We start from the raw sequence: 21759 nt of genomic DNA, 5'->3' as shown, positions 1-21759 counted from the left end.
TTTCTAAATTTTATTAATTATTTACTGTCAATATCTTGAAAAAAATTACTTCTCCCCATGGTAATCTTTTTGTCTTAAAAAGAATATTACCCCTTATTTTGATGTTAATCACTACATCATTGTTCTCTCAAACAGTTACAGATATTTACCCAACAAGGGTTACTTCTCAAACAAAAATCACCATTTTTGGTACAGGTTTTAATAATACAATTAAGAATAGTATATCTATAAATAATATTAGTATTACAGATGTCACATTAGTAAGTCCCAATGAAATTTCTCTAAAAGTTACTAAGACAGGCACAGGCAATTCTTTAAATAATGCACTTTCAATGACAGGGGTTACTTATGTCTCTGGGGTCGATACAACTATAGATTATATAGGGTATAAAAATAAAAGGAGTGACACTACAAATACAAATGATAGTTCCTATTTTGACCAGATAACAGAAATATTTACCAATTGGGACTATAATGGAAATGGGTATTGGCGATCAGGTGATTATAGTGCAAGCGATCAAAACACTTGGCCAAACGACAGGCATGAACTTTTAGCGTTTACTTATAATGGTGTCACGTATTCTACAGGTGTAGACGATGATTTACTTACGGCCAAAGGGATAGCTTTTCAAGCACAAACATTTCAAGCCTATTCTACTAGTGGTGTGATAGGGGTAACAAATTCATCCAACTTTATAGAAGTTGGAGATTTACTTGATGGTGAAGTTAATGAAGGTACAACGATTACTTCCCAAGACATTAAAGATTTAAAGATCTTAGAAATGATTACAGATGGTAAAAATGGATTGGATTTAGGAACAGGTGTTACAAATTTTAATAGTAATATAAGTATAGAGTTTAACAGTCCAGATGGAGAGCCTAATGCTATTGGAGATATTGTTCCTGACTTAATTATTACACAAATAGCGGCAGCTAATGGATATGATATTTATTATTACCAAGATGAAAGAGGGAATGTTGTAGGAAGGCCTATAAGGCTATATATTCATGAAACGGCCAATAATCTTGCAGAGTGGCGCATGGACTTGTTTAGTGTAACTAATGGTGTAAGTTATGAAGATGCGGTACCAACTGTAAGAGGGCAAACACCAGATAATACTAGAGGTTTAAAGTTATTTGCGTTACATTTTAATGATTTTGATATTACAACAGAAAATATAGACGAGCTTTATAAAATTAATTTAGCTGCTGGTGGAACTGCAGATATGGCTTTCTTAGCTTACAATGCATCTGCTTTCGTTTCAAGAGCCCCCGTGGTAGATTCGTATCCTTTGTCAAGATATGTGTGTCGTCTTCCTAGTACAAGAGATATCGTTTTAAAAGTGAATGCAAATATTGGTGGTACAGCAACAGGAGATCCTATAGAAGACTTAAACTATCAATGGTATAAAGATGATGTCGAAATTTCTGGAGCAACTACAAATACGTATACTGTTAATAGTGTAGATACAGATGATTTAGGAGTTTATAAATTAGAAGTCTCTAATGGTTATGGGACTGTTATTGCGCCTACTACATTGTCTGAGGGGGGCGTGCCTACCTATTGGGATGGGACTTCATGGAATTACGATCAAGTGTATACTGATTTAGGCTTTACTGTAAATGATGAAGATAAAAGTTTAATTTTTTCTGAAGATTATAACGAAAATGTAGACCTATTTGGTTGTGATTGTACTGTTAAAGCAGGGAATGATGTTGTTATTCCTTCTGGAAAAACACTTACCCTTTATAATGAAATAACAGTAGAACCATATGAGGCAAGTTATGTGCTTGATGACGGTAATATAGCTCCTGCAGTTGCCGCAGGAACATTTACTTTAGAAAATAATGCAAGTTTAGTACAAATTAATGATGAAGATGGTAATATAAATTCAGGCGATATAAATGTAGAGCGTCTAGCCGATAATTTACATGCTTACGATTATGTATATTGGTCTTCTCCTGTTTCAGATTTTGATGTTTCTAATATTCCAAATTCACGAATATATGAATGGGATCCTACTGAAGCGAATGCAAATGGAACAACTGGAGATTGGATAAGTGTTACTAGTGAAATTATGATTGCAGGAAAAGGCTATATCGCTAGAGTACCTAGTGCAACCGATTTTACAACAAGCTTTTTAGGAACACCTAATAATGCAGATATAAGTATAGCTGTTCAAAAATCATCTACTCCACAACCGGATGATGTAGAGGACAGAAACTTTAACTTAATAGGTAATCCTTACCCTTCTGCTTTGCATGCAGATACATTTTTAACAGCCAATACAAATATTGAAGGGAGTGTAAGTTTATGGATGCATGAAACTGTATTGTCAAGTGAATTATCTAGTGATTTTTATGAAGATTTTGGAGTAAATTATAATGCAGATGATTATTTGGTTTATAATAGGATAGGATCCGTTCCCTCTGGTGTAGATTTCGATGGAAACATTGCTTCTGGACAAGGCTTTTTTGTAAAATTAAATAGAAGAACATCAGATCTAAGTGTCGAGTTTACAAACGATATGCGTTATTATACTATAGAAGATGATGATAAAACTTCAGAAGAGAATTATGATAATTCAGACTTTTTTAGAACAACTTCAGAATCAGATACGATTGCATCATCTTTAGAGAAGCAATTGGTTTGGCTAAATTTAATTAATGCCGAGAATGAGTCTAAAAGCACTTTAGTTGGTTATTCAGATGGTGCTACTTTGGAAAAAGACAGACTTTATGATGCGTATGTAAACAATGATGATTTTCAGATATACTCATTAATCTCAGACAATAAAATGGTAATTCAAGGTCGTCCATTACCTTTCTTAAGTTCAGATATGGTGCCTTTAGGTATAGATGTTCTAGATATTGGAACTTATAAAATAGGTATAGGTAATCTTGAGGGAAGTAAATTTGTAGACGACGAACAGGGAATTTATTTAAAAGATATGTATTTAGATGTTGAACATGATTTAAGAGACTCTCCTTATAGTTTTACAGCAGTTTCAGGAGAAACTAAAGATCGTTTTGTTCTAGTGTACACCGAGAGTAGTGATAGTACTTTGTCTATAGACGATTCAATTTCAAATAACACATTTGTATATATTAAAGATGACGTATTAAATGTAAAAACATTTAATAACATTGAAGAAGTTAGAGTGTATGATGTTAGCGGAAAATTATTAATAGATTACAAACCAAGCAATCAAAGTAGCGAGTTTAGTGAAAGCTTTAAATTCTCTAAAGGTGTTTACCTTACATCTGTAGTTTTAGAAGGAGATATTGTTGTTACCAAAAAAGTTATAAATTAAAATTCTTAATTAAAATCTATAAAAAAAACCTCTGCTTGCAGAGGTTTTTTAATTTTAGAATACATGTTAAAATAGATACACAAAATATTTTTGTGCCATTTTATTAATAGAATGTGTACTTCTACTTTAATGCAATTATGTATTTTTGATCAGTATGAAAATTTTTAAATATATCTTCTGGGTTTTATATCGCGTATGGTTCTATATTCTAGTTGCTATACCCATTTTAGTGCTTTTGCCGTTTCTTTTAATTTCTATATTAAAGGAGTCTTGGTATCCGTATTTCTTTAAAATGGCCAGAATATGGTCTAAGTTTATTTTAATAGGTATGGGGTTTCGTTGTCATATAAAACGCGACGAGGTTCCGAAGAAAAACAAGAGTTATATGTTTATTGCTAACCACACGTCTATGACAGATATTATGTTAATGTTGGTTACTGTAAAAAATCCATTTGTATTTGTTGGTAAGAAAGAGCTCTCTAAAATGCCGTTATTTGGTTTCTTTTATAAACGCACATGTATCTTAGTAGATCGTGGTAGTATGCGTAGCAGACATGCTGTATTCGAGCAAGCAGAACGCCGTTTACAATCTGGATTGAGTATTTGTATTTTTCCTGAAGGAGGTGTTTCAGAAGAAGATATTCTTTTAGATCAATTTAAAGATGGAGCGTTCCGATTAGCAATTAATCATCAAATTCCTATTGTGCCTATTACATTTGCCGATAATAAAAAACGGTTTTCATTCGATTTCTTTAGCGGAAGTCCTGGAAAAATGCGTGTACATGTTCATAAATTTTTATGTACAAAAGGGTTAACGCTTAAAGACGATTGTAAAACGTTAAAAGAAGAATCTCGCAATATTATTTTAAATCAGTTGCTTCTGTTTAAAAAAAATAAGTGATTGGTTTAAGATGTAAAAAAGAGAGAGATTATTCTGTAACCTCTCTTTCTATTTCTATAAAAGTATCTTCTCCATTTTCGTCTAAACCTGTCCAGAATTTAAAAAGGTAAAGGCCTGAAACTTCAGGAGCAAAAACAAAGGATGTTTCTTTTTCTTCATTAAGATCTTCACAATCTGTGTTAGAATTTTCATAATAACTGCTTATAACAGCAATAGTTCTAACTTGTGTTTCAATAGCTGTACCTTCTTCATCGTCTATGTTTTCTTCATTTTTATAATAATAAAGAGAATCAAAGGTGTCACAACTGCTAGGTTGTATGTAGTTTAAAGTAATAGTATAAGTCTCTCCAACAACCATGTTTTCAGGAATAGTGGCTTCTTCAGTTGCTAAGTATTGGTAAGAGTATTCAGAATAATCATCATCAGTATCGCAAGAAGCTAATGTTAATGCGGCTACAAATAGTAAAAGTAAATTTTTCATTTCGTATAAAATATAATTTCTAAATTAGAAAATAGCGTGATAAAAAACAAAAAATCCTGAACTAAATCAGGATTTTTTTATGTTTTAGCATTTTAAAAACACTATTCTTCTTTCATTGCTTTAATGGCGTCCTTGATTTTTACTTCAAGTTCATCAAACAATTCTGGATTATCTTTAATCATAACTTTTACTGCATCTCGACCTTGTCCTAATTTTGTGTCTTGGTAACTAAACCATGATCCACTTTTCTTAACAATTTCTAATTCTACAGCTAAATCTAAAATTTCTCCTACTTTAGAAACACCTTGTCCGTACATAATGTCGAATTCTGCGATCTTAAATGGTGGAGCTACTTTGTTCTTAACCACTTTTACTTTGGTTTTGTTACCCATTACATTTCCATCAGAATCTTTTATCTGAGTAGATCTACGGATATCTAAACGTACAGATGCATAGAATTTTAAGGCATTACCACCAGTTGTTGTTTCTGGGTTTCCAAACATAACACCAATTTTTTCACGTAATTGGTTAATGAAAAACATGGTACAGTTGGTTTTGCTAATAGAACCTGTAAGTTTACGTAGTGCCTGAGACATTAAACGGGCGTGTAATCCCATTTTAGAATCTCCCATTTCACCTTCAATTTCACTTTTTGGTGTTAATGCAGCAACCGAGTCAATAACTACAATATCAATGGCTCCCGAACGCACTAGGTTTTCAGCAATTTCTAATGCTTGTTCCCCGTGATCTGGTTGCGAAATAATTAAATTATCTATATCTACACCTAATTTAGCGGCATAAAATCTATCAAAAGCATGCTCTGCATCAATAAATGCAGCAATTCCACCAGCTTTCTGAGCTTCGGCAATAGCATGTAAAGTTAATGTGGTTTTACCAGAAGATTCTGGTCCGTATATTTCTATAACACGTCCCCTTGGGTATCCGCCTACACCTAAAGCTAAATCTAAACCTAGAGATCCACTTGGTATGGCTTCAATGTCCACCACCGCTTTGTCACTCATTCTCATTACGGTACCTTTACCGTAAGTCTTGTCTAGTTTATCTAAAGTAAGCTGTAGCGCTTTTAATTTTGCTTCTTTTTCCTTGCTCATTTAATTGTGTTTTTATACTGAAATAAGAGCTGCTAAAATACTACTTCTTTTGTTCAACTAACAAATTTTATCTTGCAACCTTTTTTTTAGTTTATGTATCAACTAATAAAGTAAGGAAAAATATTGATAATAAAAAGATAAGCTTTTGTTAAAAGGGAATAATAAAGAAGATTTTTATAATCCTTTTAAGGATAGATTGTGCTTTTCTTGTTTAAAATGTAGTGTTTTACCTAATTAATGTACATTTGCAACAAATTTTTTAACCTTAAAACATTAGTATAGCATGCAACTGTACAATAAATTAAGTGCTAAAGAACGTGCAGAGTTAATCGAGAAAGCAGGAAAAGATCGATTAACACTCTCTTTCTACCAGTACGCCAAAATTGAAAATCCTCAAATATTTAGAGATGAATTATTTATTACTTGGAACGCATTAGACGTTCTTGGTAGAATATATGTCGCTCACGAAGGTATTAATGCGCAATTATCTTTGCCAGCAGACCGTTTTAATGCATTTAAAAGTCATTTAGATAGCATTTCATTTTTAAAAGATATCCGACTTAATATTGCTGTAGAGCAAGATAATATGTCATTTTTAAAATTGAAAGTAAAAGTGCGTGACAAAATTGTTGCCGATGGTTTAAACGACGATACGTTTGACGTTACCAACAAGGGAAGACACGTTGATGCTGTTCAGTTTAATGAACTAATAGACGATGAAAATACCATTCTTGTAGATATGCGTAATCATTACGAGAGTGAAATTGGGCATTTTAAAAATGCACGTCGTCCAGATGTCGATACCTTTAGAGAATCATTACCGATTATTGAAAATGATTTAAAGGAATTTAAAGACGATAAAAAATTGGTTATGTATTGCACTGGCGGAATTCGTTGTGAAAAAGCAAGTGCTTACTTTAAGCACAAAGGTTTTAAAAACGTATACCAGTTAGAAGGTGGTATTATTGAATACACGAGACAGGTAAACGACAGTAAACTTGAAAATAAATTTCTAGGAAAAAACTTTGTCTTCGACGAACGTCGTTCAGAACGTATAACAGACGATGTTATTGCGCGTTGTCACCAATGTGGGGAACCTGCAGATACACATGAAAATTGTGCGAACGATGCGTGCCATTTACTATTTATTCAATGTGAAAAATGTAAGGCAGAAATGGATGGGTGTTGCTCTACAACATGTAAAGAAATTCATAGTTTACCTTTCGAAGAGCAAAAAGCATTACGTAAAGGACAAGGAAATAGTAACGACATCTTTAAAAAAGGACGAGCAGACCATTTGCCGTACAAAAAGGATCTCAGAAATATTACCGAAAACTTTAATACAGATTCTTTAAAAGAATAAAACTATGCAGCATATTGAATTAATGGCGCCGGCAGGAAATTTTGAATCCCTTCAGGCGGCTCTAGATAATGGCGCAAACTCTGTGTATTTTGGTGTAGAGCAATTAAACATGAGAGCGCGTGCAACAGTGAATTTTACGTTAGACGATCTTCCGGAAATTGCAAAACGTTGCGAAGCTAAAAATGTAAGAACGTACTTAACGTTAAACACTATAATTTACGATCACGATTTATCGATTGTAAAAACGCTTATAAAACAAGCAAAAGCAGCTAATATTACAGCGGTTATTGCCATGGATCAGGCTGTTATTGCTATGGCGAGAGCGCATGGTATGGAAGTTCATATTTCTACTCAAATTAATGTGACTAACATAGAAACGGTTAAGTTCTACGCCCTATTTGCAGATACCATGGTATTAAGCCGTGAGTTAAGTTTACGTCAGGTTAAGAGTATTACAGAAGCTATAGAGAAGGAACAAATTAAAGGACCATCTGGGCATTTAGTAGAAATAGAAATTTTTGGTCACGGTGCATTGTGTATGGCGGTTTCAGGTAAGTGTTATATGAGTTTGCACTCGGCTAACTCTTCTGCTAATCGTGGTGCTTGCAAACAAAACTGTAGAAAAAAATATACGGTTATAGATCAGGACACCGGTTTTGAAATGGAACTGGATAACGAGTATATCATGTCGCCTAAAGATTTATGTACTATAGATTTTTTAGATGAAATTGTTGATGCAGGAATTAAAGTTTTAAAGATTGAAGGTCGTGGTAGAGCACCGGAATATGTCGCCAAAGTAATTAAATGTTACCGAGATGCTATAGATAGTGTTGGTAACGGCACTTACGATAAAGACAAAGTGATTGGTTGGATGCAAGAACTTGAAAAAGTATACAACCGTGGATTCTGGAGTGGATATTATTTAGGACAGAAACTTGGAGAATGGAGTAATGGTTCTGGATCGCATGCCACACAAAAGAAAGTGTACATCGGGAAAGGCACACATTTCTACCCGAAAGCACAAATAGGTGAGTTTAAAATTGAAGCGTTCGATGTTACTGTAGGCGATACCATTTTAGTTACGGGACCAACAACAGGAGCTCAAGAGATGAAAGTGGAAGAGCTTATGGCTAACGATGTAAAATCTGAAAAAGGATCTAAAGGCGATATGGTAACGATGCCGCTTAAATTTAGAATTCGTCCTTCAGATAAATTATATAAGATTGTTGAAAATAAAGTTGAAGCCTAATGGTTATAATCACGCTGCAACGTAATAAATGCATTGGTTGTAATTATTGTGTAGAAATGGCACCACAACAATTTCAAATGTCTAAAAAAGATGGGAAGACTGTGTTGCTATATGGTCAAGAAAAGAAAGGTTTTTTTACATTAAAGAGTAACGATTATGCTATTTTAGATGCTTGCGAAAATGCAGCAAAAGCATGTCCTGTAAATATTATTAGTGTTAAAAATAAATGATTTGAATGAACGTTTATAAACTTTTAAAACTCAACAGGAAAATTAAAAACCATAGAATTAAATTTCTTGCGCTTTATCTGTTACATAAGTTTAATAAACGGTATTTAGCAGTGAATTTAGATCCTGTAATGGCATGTAATTTGCGTTGTAAAATGTGTTATTTTACAGATCAGGATTATGTAAAAACGTTAAAAGGTCAGTTTAAAGAAGATGAAATTAATCAGGTTGCAAAAACTATTTTTAGTCGCGCATTAAAGCTTCAAATTGGTTGTGGTACAGAACCCACTCTATATAAGGATTTGGTAAAGATTGTAGAATTAGGTAAAACGTATGGCGTTCCTTATATATCTATGACTACCAATGCTAATTTGTTAACTGAAGAAAAAATTGAAAATCTTTTAAAAGCAGGTTTAAACGAGTTTACTATTTCGTTGCACGGTGTAACAAAAGCGTCTTACGAGAGTTTTATGAAGAAGGCCAGTTATGAAAAGTTTCAAAACGTCTTTAATATATTTGCTAAATTAAAATCTGTTTACAAGTTTAAAGTCCGAATTAATTATACGTTTAATAAAGATAATTTTTACGAGCTAAAAGATTTCTTTCAGCATTTTAATGGAGAAAGTTTCGATATGCTTCAAATCAGGCCCATTCAAAAAATAGGGAACACCGAGTATAATGATTTCGATTTAGATGCTATTCGGGGCGATTACCCCGAATTAATTTCAGGAATCCGTAACGCTTGTAAATTGCATAATATAATTTTATTAGCACCAAACAAAATTCCTAAAACAAGTGAAAGTAACACGGCGAGTTTAATTTTTGATTACACGTTTTGTTATGTATCGCCAAGTAGTTTTTGGAAAAAAGGGTTTAATTGGAAAGCGCAATCATTTAACTCATATTCTAAAGAAATAGGTTGGAGTAAGACTTTATTTTTAAATGTATTTAAGTCTGAAAAAGAATTAAAATCTGTATCTAACCGATTAAATTATGAAGTCGAATTGAATTAATATTTCTTTTTTTTAAGTCTTTAGAATAATCATATCTTTACAAATCAAACTAAGCGTTAGTATTTACTAACTCTAGTTTTACAGAGGTTTCAATACTTGAAGCTTCGTTTTAATAATTGTCTTCTGTTAATCGCTGATTATCAGAATCTATATATACATAAATTTATGGCTTGTGAAAGTTGTTCAACAGGAAAAGATGGCCAGCCTAAAGGTTGCAAAAGTAACGGAACATGCGGGACGGATAGTTGCAATAAACTAACGGTTTTCGATTGGCTTGCTAATATGTCGCTTCCAAATGGTGAAGCCCCTTTTAATTGGATTGAAGTCCGTTTTAAAAACGGAAGAAAAGAATATTATAAAAATACAGAAAATTTAACCTTAAGTATTGGAGATGTTGTTGCCACTCAAGCAGCAACGGGTCACGATATTGGTATGGTTACGCTTACCGGAGAATTGGTAAGAGTACAAATGAAACGTAAAAAGATTTCTCAAGAAGGAGAAATCTTAAAAATATACAGAAAAGCATCGCAACGCGATATAGATATTTGGTCTGACGCTCGAGATAAAGAAGAGCCTATGAAGGTTAAAGCGAGACAATTCGCAATCGATTTAAAACTTCATATGAAGATTTCAGATATCGAATATCAAGGAGATGCTAGTAAAGCAACGTTCTATTATACTGCAGAAGAACGTGTAGATTTTAGAGAATTAATTAAAGTTTTTGCACGCGAGTTTAGAACCCGTATCGAGATGAAACAAGTTGGTTTCCGTCAGGAAGCAGCACGTTTAGGAGGTATTGGGTCTTGTGGTCGTGAGTTATGTTGCTCTACGTGGTTAACAGATTTTAGATCGGTGAGTACTTCTGCAGCCAGATATCAGCAATTATCATTAAATCCGCAGAAATTAGCAGGACAATGTGGTAAGTTAAAATGTTGTTTAAATTACGAGCTAGACACGTATTTAGATGCGTTGAAAGAATTTCCTAAGACCGAAGTAAAATTAAGGACTGAAAAAGGAACTGCTGTGTGCCAGAAAACAGATATTTTTAAAGGGCACATGTGGTATGCTTACGAAGGTGAGTGGATGAATTGGCATAAGATTACTATAGAACAGGCTAAGGAAATTATCGAGATTAATAAGAAAAACGAAAAAGTTGCTAGTCTAGAAGAGTATGCGATAGATTTATTAGAAGATACTAAAATAGAGTTTGAAAACGTTGTAGGTCAGGATAGTTTAACACGATTCGATCAGCCTAAAAAATCTAAGCGTAAAAGAACGAACAGAACTAATAAAAATAACAATAACAATAACAAGGGTAATAGTAATAATTCTGGAGATGCTAAGGATAATACTGCTGTTGCTAAACCGGCAGCTAAAAGACAGGTTAGAAGAAAACCTGCAAATCCTAATCAGAATCCAAACGCTAATCAGAACCCAAACTCCAAACAAAATCCTAACGCGAAGCCAAAACCTAATCCTAATGCTAAAGCAAATCTAAATGCTAACGCTACAGAAGGAGAAGCTAAGCCAAAATCTAATAGAAATAATAGGAATAGAAATAAGAGAAAACCGCAAAATAAGCAGAATTCTCAGAATTCAAATCAAAACCCAAACGCAAAGCTTAATCCAAACGCAAAGCCTAATCCAAATGCTAAGGCGAAACCAAATCCTAATCAAAAACCAAATCCGAATACCGATGCGAAAAAGTAGTGCGATTTTATTTTTATTAAGCATACTATTTGTTCTGACTTCTTGCGATTCTAATCAGGTATTCGATGCCTATAAATCGGTGCCAGGAACATGGAATAAAGAAGATGTTGTAGCGTTTAATTTTACGCCTCCAGATACTACAAATACTTATAATTTATTCGTAAATGTTAGAAATAACAACGCTTATAAATACAATAATTTGTTTTTAATTGTTGGTGTAGAGTTTCCACACGGTAAAACACTTACAGATACATTAGAGTATAAAATGGCTTTGCCTAACGGCGCTTTTTTAGGGGAAGGATTTAGTAGTATAAAAGAAAATAAACTGTGGTATAAAGAAGGATTCCTTTTTAACGAATCTGGAAATTATACTGTTCGTATTCAACAAGCCATGAGAGCAAGTGGCAAGGTAAATGGTGTAAAAAACCTTGAAGGTATAACAGACGTTGGCTTCAGAATAGAAAAACCATCAACACATTAACATTATGGCAAAAAAGAAACAACCTGTAAAAGATCAAAGCTACGCAAAGTATGTTCGCTGGTTTTGGGCACTTTTCCTGACCGGCATTATCGCTTTTGTTTTGCTGTTTTTATCAGCTTCAGCATTTGGTGATTTACCAGATCACACCGTTTTAGAGAACCCTGAAACTAATCTGGCTACAGAAATTATTTCTTCAGATGGGAAGACTTTAGGTAAATTTTATTTTAACGATAATCGTACTCCTGTAGGTTACGATGCTTTGTCTCAGAATTTGATTGATGCATTAGTAGCAACAGAAGATATTCGTTTTTACGAGCATTCAGGAATTGATGGTCGTGGTACATTAAGAGCTTTTGCTAAAATGGGAAAAGGCGGTGGTGCCAGTACTATTTCGCAACAGTTGGCAAAACTATTGTTTCATGGAGAAGGTTCTAAAAACATAGTAGAACGTATAGGGCAAAAGGTTAAAGAATGGATTATCGCAATTCGTTTAGAGCGCCAATATACTAAAGAAGAGATTCTATCTCAGTATTTTAATATCTATGATTTTGGAAATAATGGCGATGGAATAAAAAGTGCATCAAGTATTTATTTTGGTAAAAAACCTAAAGATTTAAACTTAAAGGAAGCTGCAATGCTTGTCGGAATGTTTAAAAATTCTTCATTGTATAATCCAAGAACGAATCCTGTAGGTGTTAAAAACCGTAGAAATGTGGTGTTAGCTCAAATGGAAAAGTATGGATATATTACAGAGCAAGTTAAAGATTCTTTACAGAAAACAGACTTAGATTTAAATTATACGCCAGAATCACATAGAGAAGGTATTGCTACCTATTTTAGAGAATATCTAAAGAAATTTATGAAAGATTGGATTAAGAAAAATCCAAAATCAGACGGTACGTATTATAACTTATATGGAGACGGATTAAAAGTGTATACGACTATAGATTCGCGTATGCAACAATATGCCGAAGATGCTGTACAGCGCCATATGATGGATTTACAAAGAGAGTTTGATGTTCAGAATACGCCAGAGAGAAATTCAACAACACCATTTTTAGGTTTAAGTAAAGATGAGGTTAATGGTTTATTAAATAGATCTATGCGCCAGTCTGAACGTTGGAGAAAAATGAAACGTGAGTTAAAGAAAACAGATGAAGAAATTATAAAATCGTTTAATGTAGCTATTCCAATGACGTTATTTTCATGGAAAGGAGAGATTGATACGATTATGAAACCTATAGATTCTATGCGCTATTCTAAGAAGTTTTTACATTCAGGAATGATGTCTATGGATCCAATAACAGGACACGTAAAAGCGTGGGTTGGTGGTATAAATTACAGACATTTTCAATACGACCATGTTAAGCAAGGAAAGCGTCAGGTAGGATCTACGTTTAAACCATTTGTATATGCAACAGCAATAGACCAATTACATTTATCGCCTTGCGACGAATTTCCAGATGTACCATATACTATTGAAGAAGGACGTTGGGGAAATTTAAAAGATTGGACTCCAGAAAACTCAGGTTTAACTTATGGAGGTACAAGAACCCTTAAAAATGCATTAGCAAATTCTGTAAATACTATTACAGCACGTTTAATGGATAAAGTAGGGCCTGCACATGTTATTGAGATGGCTCATAAATTAGGAGTTACAACAGAAATTCCGGAAGTACCATCTATAGCATTAGGAACGGTAGATTTAAGTGTGTTTGAAATGGTTGGTGCTTATGCCACATTTGCAAATAAAGGGGTGTATACAGAGCCTGTAATGGTAACCAGTATAGAAGATAAGAATAACACAATTTTATTTCAATTTACACCAAAGACCAAAGATGTTTTAAGTGAAGAGGTTGCTTATGTTACTGTAAAACTTTTAGAAGGAGTTACAGAAGGAGGATCTGGAACACGTTTAAGAACACAGGGTGCCGAAAAATGGAATAAAATGTATCAGGAAATCATGACTGGATATCCTTATAAACTTACAAATCCTATTGCTGGTAAAACAGGGACTACACAAAACCAAAGTGATGGTTGGTTTATGGGTATGGTGCCTAATTTAGTAACAGGTGTTTGGGTAGGAGCAGAAGATAGAGCTGTACACTTTAGATCTATTACTTATGGGCAAGGTGCATCTATGGCGTTACCAATTTGGGGAACATATATGAATAGTTGTTATGCTGATGAAGATTTAAACATATCTACAGCTGCTTTTGAAGAGCCAGAAGAATTAACAATCCAAGTAGATTGTGATAAGGCTTCAAGTGAAGGTGAAGTAAATCAGGTAAAACCAAATCAAGGTACAGTTGAAGATTTAGATTTTTAGATCATATTTTAAATATATTTTTAAAACCATTCTAGGGCAGTGTTAAACTGTTTTAGAATGGTTTTTTTATTTGTATTTTTAAGTAGATTAAATTCAGATAAAGATGATTTTAAAAACAGTACATTCTGTAGAAGATGCTCTTGAAGGTGTTACGAATAACATGACGCTCATGCTTGGTGGTTTTGGCTTGTGTGGTATTCCAGAGAATGCTATTGCCGAACTGGTAAAGAAAGGCGTTACAGACTTAACTTGTATTTCTAATAACGCGGGTGTCGATGATTTTGGTTTGGGGTTATTACTTCAAAAAAAACAAATCAAAAAAATGGTCTCATCTTATGTTGGTGAGAACGACGAGTTTGAACGGCAAATGCTTAGCGGAGAATTAGATGTAGAGTTAATTCCGCAAGGTACTTTAGCCGAACGTTGTCGTGCTGCCCAAGCGGGTTTTCCAGCGATATATACTCCTGCAGGTTACGGAACAGAAGTGGCCGAAGGAAAAGAAACTCGAGAGTTTGATGGTAAAATGTATGTGTTAGAATATGCTTTTAAAGCCGATTTTGCTTTTGTGAAAGCCTGGAAAGGTGATACTGCAGGTAATCTTATTTTTAAAGGTACAGCTCGAAATTTTAATCCTGTTATGTGTGGCGCTGCTAAAATTACAGTGGCTGAGGTTGAGGAATTAGTTCCTGCTGGAGCCTTAGATCCGAATCAAATTCATGTGCCAGGTATTTTTGTGCAGCGTATTTTTCAAGGTAAAGCTTATGAAAAGCGTATTGAACAGCGCACAGTAAGAAAGAGATAATTTGTTAAGCAGTATTGTTTTTAGATTAATTCGCTACCCTTGATGTTGTCTCAGGTGTTTATTATTGATTTTATTACAATAGAATGTGTTGATGAAATAAATTAAGTAGGACGAAAGTGGATGAGTTTTTAACAAGAATATTATTAATTATTACATTGAAAAGATGTTAGATAAAATAGGAATTGCAAAACGTATTGCCCAGGAGGTTAAGGATGGATATTATGTAAATTTAGGTATAGGGATTCCAACGCTTGTGGCTAATTATGTTCCAGACGATATACATGTTGAATTTCAGAGTGAAAATGGTGTTTTAGGCATGGGACCATTTCCTTTTGAAGGTGATGAAGATGCCGATGTTATTAATGCGGGAAAGCAAACCATAACGACATTGCCTGGAGCAAGTTTTTTTGATTCTGCAACTAGTTTTGCTATGATTCGTGGGCAACATGTAGATTTAACAATTTTAGGTGCTATGGAAGTGTCTGAAAATGGAGATATTGCCAATTGGAAAATTCCAGGTAAAATGGTTAAAGGTATGGGAGGCGCAATGGATTTAGTTGCTAGTGCCGAAAATATTATTGTTGCTATGATGCATACTAACAAGGCGGGAGATTCAAAATTATTAAAACGCTGTAGTTTGCCACTTACAGGTGTTGGTTGTGTAAAAAAGATCGTTACAAACTTGGCTGTATTAGAAGTTACTAAAAATGGATTTAAATTATTAGAACGTGCTCCTGGTGTTTCTGTAGCCGATATTGAAAAAGCTACAGATGGACATTTAATTATTGAAGGAAAAATCTTAGAAATGACCCTTTAAATCTTCCTGATTATGGCCATTAAGATGTGAAATGTTAAAAAATGATGTATTTCATCGATTTTATGGTGCTTTTTAACGATAATACCGGAAATATATCGGATATTTACAGTACCCAAAAATACTATTAAACATATAGACCCCAAATCTACCAAAAACTAACCATTATGAATGTAGCCTCAAATCTACCTGACGAACCTACCTACTCTGAAAGTAAACTTCACGAAGTATACAATAATACCAGAGTGTTCGTTGGAAATCTAATGTACTTAGTCAAGAAAGTGTTTATGCTATAATCCTTTTGGAATAGCTTGAATTAGTTTTTTTGTATAATTTTGGTGCGGATTGTTATAAACAATATCCGCATCGTTTTTTTCTACTATTTCCCCTTTATTCATTACTATAAGTTGATCAGACATATATTTTACCACAGCTAAATCGTGAGATATAAAAATATAGGTGAATCCAAACTTATCTTTCAATTCATTTAAGAGGTTTAAAACCTGAGCTTGCACAGAAATATCTAAAGCCGAAACAGATTCGTCACACACTATTAATTTTGGTTGTAAAGCAATGGTTCTTGCAATCCCGATACGTTGGCGTTGTCCGCCAGAAAATTCATGCGGATATCTATTAAAATAATCTTCAGATAAACCTACACGTTCTAAAATTTCTAAAACTTTAGCTTTGCGTTCTGTTTTGTTTTTATAGAGTTTATGAACCGTCATAGGTTCCATAATAGCTTGCCCAACCGTTAGTCTTGGGTTTAAAGATGCATAAGGATCTTGAAAGATGATTTGAATCTCTTTTCTAAGCGCTCTCATGGCTTTTGTAGGCAAGTTTGTAATATCTGTACCTTTATATAAAATAGTTCCTGCAGTAGCTTTATTTAGCTGAAGAATGGCATTTCCTAAAGTAGATTTCCCACAACCAGATTCGCCTACCAAACCTAAAGTTTCACCTTCGTAAATTTTAAAATTAACATTATTTACTGCCTTAAATGCCTGTGGTTTTCCAAACCAACCAGAGTTAGAAATATATTCTTTTTCAAGGTTTATAACTTCCAATAAAGGCGATTGGCTATATAGGGCTTTATGTTTTTTTTTACGGTCTTCACTAGTCACTATAGTTTCTTTAAATGTATTGTTTAAATAATCCTGAATTGTAGGAAGTGTTTTTAAACGTACATTTAGAGATGGTCTTGAGTTTATAAGTGCTTTGGTGTAATTGTGTTGTGGCGTGTTAAAAATAGTATGTGCAGAGCCTTGTTCTACAATATCGCCTTTGTACATAACAATTACACGTTGGGCAATTTCAGAAATTAAAGCCAAATCGTGAGTAATAAAAATAATACTCATTTGTGTTTTGCTTTGAAGCTCTTTAAGTAATAATATAATTTCTTTCTGAACAGTTACATCTAGAGCAGTTGTGGGTTCGTCTGCAATTAAAATATCAGGCTCACAAGCAATGGCCATAGCAATCATAACCCGTTGTTTCTGTCCGCCAGAAATTTCATGCGGATACGATTTGTAAACACGTTCTGGTTCTGGTAGTTTTACTTGTTCAAATAGCTCTAAAACACGTTGTTTAACTTCTGTAATAGATAAATTTGTATGTCTAATTAGTATTTCTTCAACTTGTTTACCGCAACGCATAGACGGATTTAAAGAACTCATGGGTTCTTGAAAAATCATAGCAATTTTGTTACCTCTAATGGTTTGAAAATCGGACTGACTAATTTGAGTTAAATCCTTATTTTCAAAATGAATAACTCCTTTTGTTTTTGAAATATTATGAGGTAGTAATCCTAAAATAGCTAAAGAAGATACAGATTTTCCAGAGCCAGATTCACCAACAATACCTAAAATTTCATCTTTATTTAAATGATAAGAAATGGTGTGAATAACTTCGTTTCCGTTAAAGGAAATGGCTAGGTTTTCAATTTGTAATAGAGGTGTTTCAGTCATTTAAATATGAATAATTTCGTCGTCAGTTAAAATGTGATCTCCGCGTAGTCGCAAGAAAATCTGTGCTACAGCAATCGTGTCTTTTTCGCAGTACACAATAATGCGGTTTACTTCATCTTCTTCGTAATATACCCGATACACTTCGCTGCCATCAATATCGTCTTTAGGAGATGGAATACCTAAAACATTAGTAAGTAGCTTTAGTGATGTATAGTTTTTATAATCTCCAAATTTCCACAATTCTAAAGTGTCTAAATGTGGTACTTCCCAAGGTTTCTTTCCAAACAAATTAAGTTTAGAAGGAATTGGAATATTATTAATAATCATGCGACGTGCAATGTACGGAAAGTCGAATTCTTTACCATTGTGAGCGCATAAAAGATGTTTTGCTTGATTGTAATGTGATTCTAAGAGTGTATTAAAGTCTTGTAAAATCTTAATTTCATTGCCATAAAAAGATGTTGTTCTAAATTGACGGTTTTCACCAGTTAATTTAAAATACCCAACCGAGATACATACAATTTTACCAAATTCTGCCCAAATACCTGCACGATCGTAAAACTCTTCTGCAGAGAGTTCGTTCCTTTGGTATTTAGATTTTAAAGCCCAAAGTTCTTTTTTTGCTTCTGTTAATTCTGAAAAATGTTGTGTTTCTGGAACTGTTTCAATATCCAAAAACAAAATATCTTCAAGATTGAGTTTGTTTATCATTCATCTAACATATTATATCCTTCTTCAATATACGTAAAAATGTCTTTAGAAAATGTTCCGCCATCACCTTTTGGTCCTTTAGAATGGCCTAAACGTACAATTATTACATTGTCTTCTGGTTCTACAATAACGTATTGCCCTAAGTGGCCACGCATCATAAAAAAGTGTTTATCTCCTATGTTTTTTAACCACCAACCGTAACCATATTGTGGGCTTTCAGGAAAACGAGGTGTAATAGATTTTTGTACAAATGCAGAATCTAAAATTTGTTCGCCGTCCCATTTTCCGTGGTCTTTATATAATCTTCCAAAACGTGCAAAATCACGTGCGTTGCTGGCAATACAGCAATATGCTTTTTCTAAACCATGTTGTTCACTGTCTACTTGCCAAAGGGCATCATTTTCAAATCCCATTGGTTTCCAAAATTCTTCACTTAAATAGCCTGACATGGTTTGTCCAGTCGCTTTTTTAATGACCATACCTAGTAATTGCGTGTTTCCGCTTAAGTATTTATAAGATTTTCCAGGTGTTTCTATACCTTTCATATCAAGAATAACTGGAGCAATGTTTTCATCAAAATAAGCACGAGTTGTTACCGAGAATGGAGAGTAATAGGATTCGTCCCAGTCTAATCCAGATGCCATAGAAGATAAATCTCCAACAGTTAATTGAGACGCATATTGGTCTTTAAATTGTGGGTAAAAATCACTTACTTTCTGGTCTAAACTTTTAATTTTTCCTTCCATTATTGCTTTTCCTAACATGGCAGAAATTAAACTTTTAGCCATAGAAAAAGAGTTGGTTTTGGACGTTTTACTGTAGCCATCGTAATATTTTTCAAACCAAATACTATCGTTTTTAATAATCATATATGCAATAGTACCGTTTGCAATATTGGTGCGTTCGAGACTGTCTGTAATGGTTGCTTTGTTGTAATCTTTATGAATGTTCCAGGGCTGAGGTGTGCTGCTTTCAATAACACGATTATCAAATTCTTTATAGTCTTCTAGAAAAGCTGTTTTATGTCCGGTTCCATAAGTAACACGAACGGCTTTCAAGATGTAATCGTAATCGAAAATGTATAATAAGAGTATAAGTAAACCGCATAGAATAACGATAAACTTTAGAAGTTTTGATAAGAATTTCATGATGAATATTTAGTTGGACTAAATATAAGAATTTAAAATAAAGATTGCTGTGTAACGGGACTTTCGTGGTTTAATAGCCATTGTTTACGATGTAATCCGCCTGCGTATCCGGTAAGACTACCATCTGTGCCAATTACGCGGTGACATGGAACAACTATCCAAAGCGGGTTCTTTCCGTTGGCATTAGCAACTGCGCGAATGGCTCTTACATCGCCTAATTGTTTAGAAAGTTCTAAATATGACATTGTTTTTCCGAAAGGAATTTTGGTTAATGCTTGCCATACTTTTTTCTGAAATTCAGTGCCTTTTGGGTTCTGTTTTATGTTGAATATTTGGCGATTACCTTCAAAATAATCGTGTAATTGAATGACGCAATTTTGAAGTGATTCCGGAATATGTTCTGAAGGAGTTTCTTCAGAATTTAAAACTGTTATAGATGCTATGCCTTCAAGATCTCCTTCAATTCTAGTATAGCCTAAGGGCGATTTTATAATACAAGTATCCATTAGTGTTCTTCATGAATATCTCCAATTAAGCCTAGGCGTTTAGCTCGAACTTCCCAGCTCTTTCTTGCCAATACTTGAAGATCTGCAACATGGTCGCTTTCGTCCATAATTTCTAGTCCTAAAAGGGTTTCAATAACATCTTCCATAGTTACAATACCGCTTACAGAACCGTATTCATCAACGACTAAGGCCATGTGGTTTTTGCTTTCTACAAGTTGTTCAAAAAGCGTTGGAATGGCAATGTTACGTTCTATAATAATGATATTTCGTTTTAAATCTTTAAGTGTTTTGGAACCATTACCAAGTGCCATTTCTTTAAACACTTCGTCTTTTAAAACTAAGCCTGTAATGTTATCTTGGTCGTTTGTGTATAACGGAATTCTAGAAAAACGAACATTAGAATTTTCTTTAAAAAAATCTTGAACGGTAGTTTCTTCATTTGCCGTTTTTATTACAGTTCTAGGCGTCATAATATCTTTAGCAAGAATATCTTTAAATACCAATAAGTTTTTAAGAATTTTACTTTCAGATTCTTGAAACACACCGTCTTGGGTTGCCATATCTGCCATAGCATGAAAATCTTCACGACTTAATGCACTACCATGACCTTTACCACCAATAAGTTTTGTGGTAAGTTGAAGTAGCCATAAAATACCAGTCCATTTTAAAGGAAATATTAAAACGGTTAACGCTTTAGATGTAAAATTAGCAAGTCCTTGCCAGTGTTGTGCACCAATAGTTTTAGGAATAATTTCTGAGACTACTAAAATTAAGAGCGTCATAATTGCAGAAACGATACCTACTGTATTCACACCAAAAAGTTCAAATTTATATGGTAAACTTTCAGCCTGAATACCAACCATCATGGCACCTAAAGTATGTGCGATGGTGTTTAGTGTTAAGATGGCAATTAAAGGTTTGTCTACGTCCTTCTTTAGGTTTTCTAAAGTGGTTGCATACTCTTTACCTTCATTCTTTTTAACATTTATAAACGTGGGCGTTACACTTAAAAATACAGCTTCTAGGATTGAACATAAAAACGAGAAAAATATTGAAACTGTTGCCCATAATAAAAGTGCACCCATATTGATTTATTTGATTTTTAGCGAAGTTACAAAAGGAATGTTGAAATGTATATTTTTTTTCTGTAGAGGTAAATTAAACTAATCTCTATTGTTATAATTGTGCGTCTTAATTTTTAATAATTAAAAACAGATTAACTCTCTAATATAATTCTAGTATGTGGAATTCCGTATTGAGAGATGCGTTCTAAAAATGTAATTAAAGCTTTATTGTCTTTAAAATAACCTAAAATGCATAAGCTGTCTTCTCCGGTAATACGATCGCAACGTTGTACGTCTTTCATGTATTTAATTTGATTGTAAGCTGTTCTTATCGTACTTGATTGGTGTATGCTTAAGTTGATATAAGCTCTAACGCTAACGTTTAATTTATTGTGATTAAGTTTAAGTGAGTAGCCTAAAATAAAACCTTTCTTTTCTAATTGTTTTACACGTTTACCTATTGCAGGAGCCGACAATTCTACAGTCTTTCCTATAGTTGCAAATGACTCACGAGCGTTTAAGCGAAGCATATCTATGATTTTTTGATCTATACCATCCATTTTTGTT

The 21759-nt window shown here is 33.7% G+C and carries 19 protein-coding genes; 11 read left to right on the top strand and 8 right to left on the bottom strand.

Annotation, left to right across the window (positions count from 1 at the left end):
- Positions 1–101: 101 nt before the first annotated feature.
- Together GQR95_RS04575 and GQR95_RS04570 are read left to right on the top strand one after the other, a co-directional pair.
- The gene (locus GQR95_RS04575) at positions 102–3314 is read left to right on the top strand and encodes a T9SS type A sorting domain-containing protein (RefSeq protein ID WP_159022042.1); all 3213 of its coding nucleotides are present in this window, start codon (positions 102–104) and stop codon (positions 3312–3314) included.
- A 154-nt stretch (positions 3315–3468) separates the two neighbouring features.
- Positions 3469–4215, top strand: coding sequence for a 1-acyl-sn-glycerol-3-phosphate acyltransferase (locus GQR95_RS04570; RefSeq protein ID WP_159022041.1), 747 nt, complete (start codon positions 3469–3471; stop codon positions 4213–4215).
- 28 nt (positions 4216–4243) lie between these two features.
- Here GQR95_RS04570 and GQR95_RS04565 read toward each other — a convergent pair whose 3' ends face one another.
- A complete protein-coding gene (locus tag GQR95_RS04565; RefSeq protein ID WP_159022040.1) occupies positions 4244–4696 on the bottom strand; it encodes a hypothetical protein in 453 nt (150 codons plus the stop codon).
- A 101-nt stretch (positions 4697–4797) separates the two neighbouring features.
- On the bottom strand, positions 4798–5808 hold the full coding sequence (gene recA, locus GQR95_RS04560; protein ID WP_159022039.1) for a recombinase RecA: 1011 nt from the start codon (positions 5806–5808) through the stop codon (positions 4798–4800).
- A gap of 283 nt (positions 5809–6091) precedes the next feature.
- Here recA and GQR95_RS04555 point away from each other — a divergent pair, with 283 nt between their 5' ends.
- From GQR95_RS04555 to GQR95_RS04515, 9 genes are all read left to right on the top strand, one after another.
- On the top strand, positions 6092–7171 hold the full coding sequence (locus GQR95_RS04555) for a rhodanese-related sulfurtransferase (protein WP_159022038.1): 1080 nt from the start codon (positions 6092–6094) through the stop codon (positions 7169–7171).
- A gap of 4 nt (positions 7172–7175) precedes the next feature.
- Positions 7176–8420 carry a peptidase U32 family protein gene (locus tag GQR95_RS04550; protein WP_159022037.1) on the top strand — a complete coding sequence of 415 codons (1245 nt, stop codon included), beginning with the start codon at positions 7176–7178 and terminating at the stop codon, positions 8418–8420.
- Positions 8420–8650 carry a ferredoxin gene (locus tag GQR95_RS04545; protein ID WP_159022036.1) on the top strand — a complete coding sequence of 77 codons (231 nt, stop codon included), beginning with the start codon at positions 8420–8422 and terminating at the stop codon, positions 8648–8650. The genes GQR95_RS04550 and GQR95_RS04545 overlap by 1 nt, the downstream gene beginning before the upstream one ends.
- 110 nt (positions 8651–8760) lie before the next feature.
- Positions 8761–9660, top strand: a complete 900-nt coding sequence (locus GQR95_RS04540; RefSeq protein WP_233265998.1) for a radical SAM protein — start codon at positions 8761–8763, stop codon at positions 9658–9660.
- Between the two features lie 165 nt (positions 9661–9825).
- Positions 9826–11370, top strand: coding sequence for a regulatory iron-sulfur-containing complex subunit RicT (locus tag GQR95_RS04535; protein WP_159022034.1), 1545 nt, complete (start codon positions 9826–9828; stop codon positions 11368–11370).
- Positions 11357–11851, top strand: a complete 495-nt coding sequence (locus tag GQR95_RS04530) for a gliding motility lipoprotein GldH (RefSeq protein WP_159022033.1) — start codon at positions 11357–11359, stop codon at positions 11849–11851. The genes GQR95_RS04535 and GQR95_RS04530 overlap by 14 nt, the downstream gene beginning before the upstream one ends.
- A 4-nt stretch (positions 11852–11855) precedes the next feature.
- Positions 11856–14180: a penicillin-binding protein 1A gene (locus GQR95_RS04525; protein WP_159022032.1), complete on the top strand. Its 2325-nt coding sequence runs from the start codon at positions 11856–11858 to the stop codon at positions 14178–14180.
- 103 nt (positions 14181–14283) lie between these two features.
- Positions 14284–14982, top strand: coding sequence for a CoA transferase subunit A (locus GQR95_RS04520; protein ID WP_159022031.1), 699 nt, complete (start codon positions 14284–14286; stop codon positions 14980–14982).
- 163 nt (positions 14983–15145) lie between these two features.
- Positions 15146–15799, top strand: coding sequence for a 3-oxoacid CoA-transferase subunit B (locus tag GQR95_RS04515; RefSeq protein ID WP_159022030.1), 654 nt, complete (start codon positions 15146–15148; stop codon positions 15797–15799).
- 287 nt (positions 15800–16086) lie between these two features.
- Here GQR95_RS04515 and GQR95_RS04510 read toward each other — a convergent pair whose 3' ends face one another.
- The 6 genes from GQR95_RS04510 to GQR95_RS04485 all read right to left on the bottom strand — a co-directional run bounded on the left by GQR95_RS04510 (position 16087) and on the right by GQR95_RS04485 (position 21752).
- Positions 16087–17763 (bottom strand): ABC transporter ATP-binding protein, encoded by a 1677-nt coding sequence (locus GQR95_RS04510; protein WP_159022029.1) that lies wholly within the window; start codon positions 17761–17763, stop codon positions 16087–16089.
- The gene (locus tag GQR95_RS04505) at positions 17764–18474 is read right to left on the bottom strand and encodes a 3'-5' exonuclease (RefSeq protein WP_159022028.1); all 711 of its coding nucleotides are present in this window, start codon (positions 18472–18474) and stop codon (positions 17764–17766) included.
- Positions 18471–19622, bottom strand: coding sequence for a serine hydrolase (locus tag GQR95_RS04500; protein WP_159022027.1), 1152 nt, complete (start codon positions 19620–19622; stop codon positions 18471–18473). Before GQR95_RS04500 ends, GQR95_RS04505 begins: the two co-directional genes overlap by 4 nt.
- Before the next feature lie 32 nt (positions 19623–19654).
- Positions 19655–20128: a methylated-DNA--[protein]-cysteine S-methyltransferase gene (locus GQR95_RS04495; RefSeq protein ID WP_159022026.1), complete on the bottom strand. Its 474-nt coding sequence runs from the start codon at positions 20126–20128 to the stop codon at positions 19655–19657.
- The gene (locus GQR95_RS04490) at positions 20128–21213 is read right to left on the bottom strand and encodes a CNNM domain-containing protein (protein ID WP_159022025.1); all 1086 of its coding nucleotides are present in this window, start codon (positions 21211–21213) and stop codon (positions 20128–20130) included. The genes GQR95_RS04495 and GQR95_RS04490 overlap by 1 nt, the downstream gene beginning before the upstream one ends.
- 131 nt (positions 21214–21344) lie before the next feature.
- Positions 21345–21752 (bottom strand): Lrp/AsnC family transcriptional regulator, encoded by a 408-nt coding sequence (locus GQR95_RS04485; protein ID WP_255473255.1) that lies wholly within the window; start codon positions 21750–21752, stop codon positions 21345–21347.
- Positions 21753–21759 lie beyond the last annotated feature (7 nt).

Origin of the sequence: Formosa sp. L2A11 (genome assembly GCF_009796865.1) — a bacterium.
Lineage (GTDB): Bacteria > Bacteroidota > Bacteroidia > Flavobacteriales > Flavobacteriaceae > Formosa.
Note: the sequence above shows the minus strand (reverse complement) of the source record. Positions and strands in the feature narration are given on the sequence as shown.